Annotated in this window: 5 protein-coding genes; all 5 read right to left on the bottom strand. The window is 42.6% G+C overall.

Going from position 1 to position 7,348, the window contains the following annotated elements; genetic code table 11:
• Positions 1 to 47 precede the first annotated feature (47 nt).
• Positions 48 to 947 (bottom strand): cation diffusion facilitator family transporter, encoded by a 900-nt coding sequence (locus FTV52_RS14045; protein WP_005028603.1) that lies wholly within the window; start codon positions 945 to 947, stop codon positions 48 to 50.
• A gap of 86 nt (positions 948 to 1,033) precedes the next feature.
• The gene (locus tag FTV52_RS14040; RefSeq protein WP_005028604.1) at positions 1,034 to 4,174 is read right to left on the bottom strand and encodes an efflux RND transporter permease subunit; all 3,141 of its coding nucleotides are present in this window, start codon (positions 4,172 to 4,174) and stop codon (positions 1,034 to 1,036) included.
• On the bottom strand, positions 4,164 to 5,393 hold the full coding sequence (locus FTV52_RS14035) for an efflux RND transporter periplasmic adaptor subunit (protein WP_016658777.1): 1,230 nt from the start codon (positions 5,391 to 5,393) through the stop codon (positions 4,164 to 4,166). Before FTV52_RS14035 ends, FTV52_RS14040 begins: the two co-directional genes overlap by 11 nt.
• A 1-nt stretch (position 5,394) precedes the next feature.
• Positions 5,395 to 6,720, bottom strand: a complete 1,326-nt coding sequence (locus FTV52_RS14030; protein ID WP_035269736.1) for a TolC family protein — start codon at positions 6,718 to 6,720, stop codon at positions 5,395 to 5,397.
• A gap of 48 nt (positions 6,721 to 6,768) precedes the next feature.
• Positions 6,769 to 7,185, bottom strand: a complete 417-nt coding sequence (locus FTV52_RS14025) for a cation efflux protein, CzcI-like (RefSeq protein ID WP_227591950.1) — start codon at positions 7,183 to 7,185, stop codon at positions 6,769 to 6,771.
• Positions 7,186 to 7,348 lie beyond the last annotated feature (163 nt).

Below are 7,348 nucleotides of genomic sequence, written 5' to 3'. Positions count from 1 at the left end.
ATACTTTAAAGTTACACAAAACATCTATATGAAGACTAAAGTCCAAATTAGTGTTTATGTTGGTTCAATGTATTACATTTCGTATTTTCTATTTGTAACGTAATTTCAGTAATATTATGATTATGTTTTAGAACTTCTAAGGCCTTTTGATAGAGTTGATCTGTATTGCTATTCGGAGCAACCAAATGAGCAGTTAAATGAATATTTCTTGAGGATATAGCCCAGACTTTCAACTGATGAATCCCTTCAACGCCCTCTAGCTTCAATAAATCATTTCTTAACGACTCAATATCAATCTCATCAGGAACTCCTTCAAGCAGAATATGAATACTTTGTTTTAATAAAATCCAAGTTCGAGGTAAGACCCAGAAGCCAATTAACACAGCGATTACGGTATCAACCCACATCCACTGGGTAAAATAAATAACTATTCCTCCGATAATCACGCCTATCGATCCTAGAGCATCACTAAGAACTTCTAAATATGCACCTTTTATATTTAGACTTCCTTCAGCACTAGCAGAAAGGATTTTCATTGAAATCAAATTTATGACCAAACCAATGACCGCGACAATCATCATTCCAACACTTTGAATTTCAGCAGGATTCGTAAAACGTTGATAAGCTTCATATACAATATATATTGCTACCACAAAAAGCATCACCGCATTAAACAGAGCCGCTAAAATTTCAAATCGCTGATAGCCAAAAGTTCTTTTATCATCTGCGGCTTTTTTACCAATTTTGATAGCGGCAAGAGCAATAGCTAAAGCGGCTACATCAGTAAACATATGAGCTGCATCAGATAACAAAGCCAAACTTTGGGTAATAAAAGCAGCGACAACTTCTACTATTAAAAAAGTAGTCGTTAAACCTAAGGCAACCATTAACTTCTTACTATTTTCTTCAGTAACAACCGCATGGCTATGATCATGATGTTCTGACATAAAATATTTTCCTTATTCTATTTATGATGAGCAGAGATATTGGATAACAGCCAATATCTCTGCTGTAAATCGACTAATCTATTGGATTAAGAAACTTTCTTTTCATTTATCCAACGATAAAGCACGGGTAACAGCACCAAAGTTAGTAATGTTGAAGAGATAATCCCGCCAATCACTACGGTTGCCAGTGGCCGTTGAACCTCAGCCCCTGTTCCGGTTGCCAGCGCCATTGGTACAAAACCCAGTGAAGCCACACAAGCTGTCATCAACACTGGTCTTAAGCGCAAAATAGCCCCTTGCCACACGGCTTTATGCACTGGATATTTGTCCCTTAATTCCTTAATAAAGGTCAGCATTACCAGTCCATTGAGGACTGCAACACCAGATAAGGCAATAAAGCCAATTCCAGCTGACATCGATAATGGAATATCCCTTAGCCAAAGGAACAGCACACCACCGGTCAAGGCAAAGGGTACCCCGGTAAAGACCAATAGACTTTCTTTGACATTGTGAAAGACCGCCATCAGTAAAATAAAGATAGTGATTAAAGCCAGTGGAATCACGATTTGCATCCGTGCTTTGGCTGAAGCCAAATTTTCAAACTGACCGCCATATTCTATCCAATAACCACTTGGCAAAGTGTATGCTTTGAGCTGTGTCTGTACATCAGAAACAAAAGACCCTAAATCACGCCCTTCAACATTCGTTGTAACCACAACTCGGCGTTTACCATTTTCTCGACTGACTTGGTTGATTCCTTCAATGGTCGAGACTTGCGCGACATCCGACAATAAAATACTGCCACCATTTGGAAGCTGAATAGGTAACTGGGAAACAGATGCGACACTACGGTCTTGCTCTCCAAGACGGATAACAAAATCAAAACGACGATCGCCTTCTAAAATCTCTCCCACGCTTTGTCCACCAATACTTGCAGCCACCACATCCTGAATAGATTTCACACTCAAGCCATACTGGGCAGCTAAAGCTTTATCAATCTCTACATTGAGTAAAGGCAGACCCGAAGTTTGTTCAACTTTCACCGCACTGCTACCTGCGACTTGCTGAATGATTTTCGCGATTTTTGCAGCCTCAGTATTCAAAACCTGCATGTCATCACCAAAAACCTTCACCCCCACATCACTGCGTATACCTGAAATCAGTTCATTAAAACGTAGCTCAATAGGCTGAGAAAACTCACTGTTATTGCCGGGAATTGTCGCAAGATAAGCTTCCATTCGGGTTCGAAGTGCATCTAGGCTTTCTTTTGAATCTGGCCATTCCTCACGTGGTTTCAGCATGATATAACCATCGGAAATATTCGGTGGCATCACATCTGTCGCCACTTCAGCAGTCCCGGTACGGGCAAATATAGCTTTAATTTCGGGAAAGTTTTTCAGTAAAAGCTTTTCGGTATTTTCCTGAATACGTAAAGACTCTTCCAAGCCTGTGCTTGGAGAACGTAATTGCTGTACCGCAAAATCACCTTCACTCAGCTGGGGTGCAAACTCACTGCCAATCTTCGTGCTGAGCAGACCCGTAATGACCAGGAGACAAATGGCAAAAGTTAAAACCACCGCTTTGTAATGATAGGCTCCATCCAATATCTGTTGATATCGGGTTTTGAGCCAGATCATCCAACGGCTTTCCGTTTCTTTGATCTCCCCTTTAACCCATAAAGCAACTGCAGCGGGCACAAAGGTGATCGATAAAATAATAGCTGCCACCAGTGCGAGAACAACGGTTAAAGCCATCGGATGAAATAGTTTTGCTTCTACACCACTTAAAGCAAAAATCGGCAAATACACCACCAAAATAATAAGCTGACCAAAAATAAGAGGACGACGTGCTTGGCGGGCAGCCAGAAAAACTTCCTTAAAGCGTTCACTTTGTGTGAGAGGTCGTTTTAACAGTTGCTGTGTATGGGCTAAACGCCGGATACAGTTTTCGACAATCACCACAGCACCATCGACAATGATGCCGAAATCGAGTGCACCTAAACTCATCAGATTGGCACTGATATTTTTCTGTGCCATCCCGGTTAAGGTAAACAGCATAGAGAGTGGAATGACACAGGCAGTAATCAAGGCAGCACGGATATTCCCTAAAAACAGGAACAGAATGATGATGACCAGGATTGCTCCCTCTACCAAGTTTTTCTGAACGGTTTTAATCGCCTTCTCAACCAAGGTAGTACGGTCGTACACCGGTTCAATCACTACCCCTTTAGGCAAACTATTCTGAATATCTTGAAGCTTGGCATCCACAGCTTTAGAAACAGTCCGGCTATTTCCACCCATCGCCATCATGGCAATCCCTAAAACGGTTTCTTTGCCGTTATAGGTTGCCCCACCGGTTCTTAAATCATGCCCAATAGAGACTTGCGCAATATCACCAACCCGAATTGGGCTGCCATTTGGGCTACCCAGCATGGTGTTCTCAATATCAGAAAGCCCATTGAATGTACCCGGTACACGTACCGTCAGTTGCTGACCATTGTCTTCAATATAACCTGCACCTCGGTTCTCATTATTTTGCGCTAAAGCCTGTTGCAGTTGTTCTAATGAGATATTCAGTTGCTGCATCCGGTTTAAATCGGGAGAGACCACATAGGTTTTTTCAAAACCACCAATACTGTTGACCTCTGCAACTCCCTTAACACGTTGCAGTTGAGGACGCACAATCCAGTCCTGAATCTCACGCAAATCCATCGGCGTGTATGCAGTTCCATCCGGCTTTTTCGCATTCGGATCTGCCTTCAGTACCCATTGATAAATCTCACCGAGACCCGTAGAAACGGGGGACATCGTCGGTGCGATTTGTGCAGGCAACTCAGATTGCGCCTCCTGTATCCGTTGGTTAATCTGCTGACGGGCCCAATAAATATCAGTCCCATCTTTAAAGACAATGGTGACTTGAGAGAGTCCATAACGGGATATGGAACGGGTAAGCTCCAGATCCGGAATGCCAGCCATGGCATTTTCAATGGGATAGGTAATCCGCTGTTCGACTTCAAGCGCAGTAAAACCCTTGGCTTGAGTATTAATCTGGACTTGGGTATTGGTAATATCGGGTACAGCATCAATCGGGAGTTTCTGATAGCTATACACCCCGACCGCAATCCAGGTACAGACAAAGAGCAACACCCAAATCGCATTTTGTATGGAAAACTGAATGATTCGTTCGAATAAACCTTCTGGTTTTGGCAGATCAGAATTAATGTTCATGGCCTGCCTCGTCTTTTTCTAATTCAGATTTCAACAAGAAACTGCCTTGAGCGATATACTTCTGCCCTTCAGTCAGCCCAGAAATCACTTCAAGCCATTGTCCATCACTTGAAGCCTGCCCCAATTGCACTTTCTGTGCTTTTAAGTGGACTTGACCTTTTTGTTCTGAATCTACGATGAAAATACTGTCTTCACCTTCAATACTTTGCAGCGCAGACTTTTGAATCCGAAGGGCTGATTTTGCTGTAGCTTCCGGAATCAACACTCTCACTAACACATTAGAACGCAACTCAGTAGCTTGCGCATCGAGTTTTGCGCGCACCACCAGACGCCCTGTTTGTACATCTGCCTGAGAGGTTAAGCTTTGTACAGTAGCTTTATAGATTTGATCTGAATCATTCACTTTAAAGTCAATTTTTTGCCCGGCTTGCAGTTGACCTGAGAATTGATTCGGCAAATTAAACTCAAGCCATAAATCTTTCAGCTGTTCAATGACAAAGAGCTGATTAGCCAGTTGCACATTTTCACCGACCACAATATCTTTTTGACTGATCACCCCAGAGATCGGTGCTTTAATCAGAAAACGCCCATTGTTATTGCCACTTGCACCTAATGCATTTAAACGTGCTTGTGAGGACTGGACAGTAATCTGCGCTTGACGGTAGGCATTTTCGGCACGCTGGTAATCCTGTTTGGCAGAAATCCCCTGTGACCAGAGTTGCTGTTCGCGCTGGTAATCTTTACGGGCCAAATCCAGATTCACCTGTGCCATACGCAGATTTGCCTGTTGGTCGATCAGTTCAGGCACGATTAGTACAGCCAGCGTTTGTCCTTTTTGCACGCTCTGTCCTAAAGCCACATTGACCTGCTCGACATGACCACTAAAATTAGGCGATATATGCGCTTGTTGATCGGTATTCACCACCAATTTACCTGGCAGGGTTGTCAGCTTTTCAACCAATCCTGTGGATGCAACAGCAACTTTTAAACCTTGTTCAACCATTTGTTGGCTGGTCAGTTGTATTTCGCCTTCTTCAGCATGTCCTTCTTCAGAACTATCTTCATCAGAATGTTCGGCATTTCCCTCATCATGACCATGCCCCTCAGATTCAGTTTTTTTTGAACTTAACCAAATAACCAGACTGACCAAGACCGTAATCAGAATCAAAATTGCAATCATGAGAGACTGGGATATTTTTCCGTTTTGCTTGGCGTTCATTTTATCGTGCTCCCCCATTGATTAAATTTTGCGATGCTTCGACTGCCTTTTTATTCAGTTGTGTATAGGCATCCGAACGGCTAATTTCTTCATAACTTGTGCCAATACTGAGTGCCTCAGCTGCGAGGGCAGTTTGCCAAGCTTGACGTAGAATTTGTAATTGACCCAATCGAAGATTCTGCAGTTGGGTGGTTGCTTGCTGAACGTCGGTAATGGACAGTTTCCCTGCCTGAAACCCTTGTAAAGTACGGCTCTGAACTTTGGTCGCCAAAGTAACTTGTGCTGTTGTGGCATCGAACTGGCTACGTAAACCTTTGAGCTGATGCATGCTGTTGGCAATATTGAGTATTTGTTGCTTCAGCTCACGCTGCTGCTGTTGGTTCAGCAATATTTGCTGTTGCTGGACCATCGGGATCGCATATTGCTGGCGGTTGAAAATATTCAGTGGAATAGCCACGCCGATTGCCAAAGTCGTATCGTTGCTTTCATTAGGGGTTTTGCTACGTTTCATGCCTACATTTAAAGTCGGATTGGGACGTGCCTGAATTCTTAAATTTTCAATTTGATGATCCGATTGCTGAATGTTCAAGGCATAGAATTTTTCTAGCCACCCTTCAGCAATATACCGTTGCACAGTTTGGAGACTTTGCTCTGGCCAAGGGATAGCGGTTTTATTCAATTGAAGATGTGAAGATGTTTCTCCCCCCCACAAATTAGACAGCTGACGACCGGCAGCTTGTTTATTCAGCATCGCTTGCTGATAAAGTCGTTGGATTTCTAGCGCTTCAATTTGGGTACGCTCAAAATCAACCAGGGCAATACTGCCTGCCTGATAGCGTTTCTGGGCACTGTCCAGATTGGCTTTACTTGTTTTTAACTGTACTGAATAAGCAGACTGCTCAACCTCAGCAAGTGCAAATTGCGACCATGCAAATTTAACAATCAGTTGGCTTTGTGCCTTCCATAATTGCTGTTGCAATTGGATTTGTTGATTCGAGGTATTGGCAATCACCCGGTTCAGCTTACGCTGACCAAATAGATCTAGAGGTTGACTAACGCCAACATTGAATTCCTGTTCTTGACCTGAGCCAAAGCCAGACTGTTCTAAACTTATACTTGGATTCTGCCATAACCGACTTTGCTGAATATTCAATTCAGATATTTGCTGAACTTGTTGCCACAGCTTGTCTTGAGTCTGGTAACTTTGTACTTTTGCTAAAGCGGATTCAAAGCTGGTAACGTTTTCAGCATAGCTATATTGCATAGCCGCTGCACATATACAAGCAACCAAGCTATGACGCAAGAGTATAATTGATTGTGAAGACATGATTTTTCCCACTTATTTAAATAATAAAAGTGGTGGGAATGTTTTAGGCTACCCCACCATGAGCGGGGAAAATTTGGGAGGTGGGCTTTGTTGAAACAGGTCAGGAGCCTGATAGCTGTTTTTCCAATGAAATTGTGGATTCACTTTAACTTCAGAGCTTGGATGAAACACATCTACTTTTTCATTTTGTACAATCAAATGCGTCATCGATGGTAGATGATCTTGATGATCTTCACCGATTTCTAAATCGCTACTGAATGTTTTTATGTTTTCTGACTGTCCATTATGATCGTGTTGACGACTATCGCTGGCACACAAGGTATTTTGGTGATGACCAAAATGATAACTCTGCTGTGATTGAGGCTGTTGTTCATGGACACAAAAGGCCGCCGCCACATTCCAAAAGCTTTGGAACATGAACAATCCAACCAAGACTGTAATCCATGTAGTAGAACGCATCATCATAACAATCGAAAAATTTGTACCAAGTATAAGGCTTAGAGCCACTCCAAGGTCAAGCTTAATAAATTAAATTAAACATTCAATGAACACTGAATAGCCGGCACTTTTGCAAATTTACCTTGTCTCTATAAGCTCACATCAATTTCAGGTAAGAATAACAATAGAT

Origin of the sequence: Acinetobacter sp. YH1901141 (assembly GCF_013416935.1) — a bacterium.
GTDB lineage: Bacteria > Pseudomonadota > Gammaproteobacteria > Pseudomonadales > Moraxellaceae > Acinetobacter > Acinetobacter towneri.
The sequence above is the reverse complement of the archived record's forward strand: the minus strand, read 5'-3'. Positions and strand labels throughout refer to the sequence as shown.

Excerpts from the sequence above, each read along its gene's own strand:
- FTV52_RS14045 (WP_005028603.1), bottom strand. The coding sequence starts at position 947 with ATGTCAGAACATCATGATCATAGCCATGCGGTTGTTACTGAAGAAAAT.
- FTV52_RS14040 (WP_005028604.1), bottom strand. The coding sequence starts at position 4,174 with ATGAACATTAATTCTGATCTGCCAAAACCAGAAGGTTTATTCGAACGA.
- FTV52_RS14035 (WP_016658777.1), bottom strand. The coding sequence starts at position 5,393 with ATGAACGCCAAGCAAAACGGAAAAATATCCCAGTCTCTCATGATTGCA.
- FTV52_RS14030 (WP_035269736.1), bottom strand. The coding sequence starts at position 6,720 with ATGTCTTCACAATCAATTATACTCTTGCGTCATAGCTTGGTTGCTTGT.
- FTV52_RS14025 (WP_227591950.1), bottom strand. The coding sequence starts at position 7,185 with ATGATGATGCGTTCTACTACATGGATTACAGTCTTGGTTGGATTGTTC.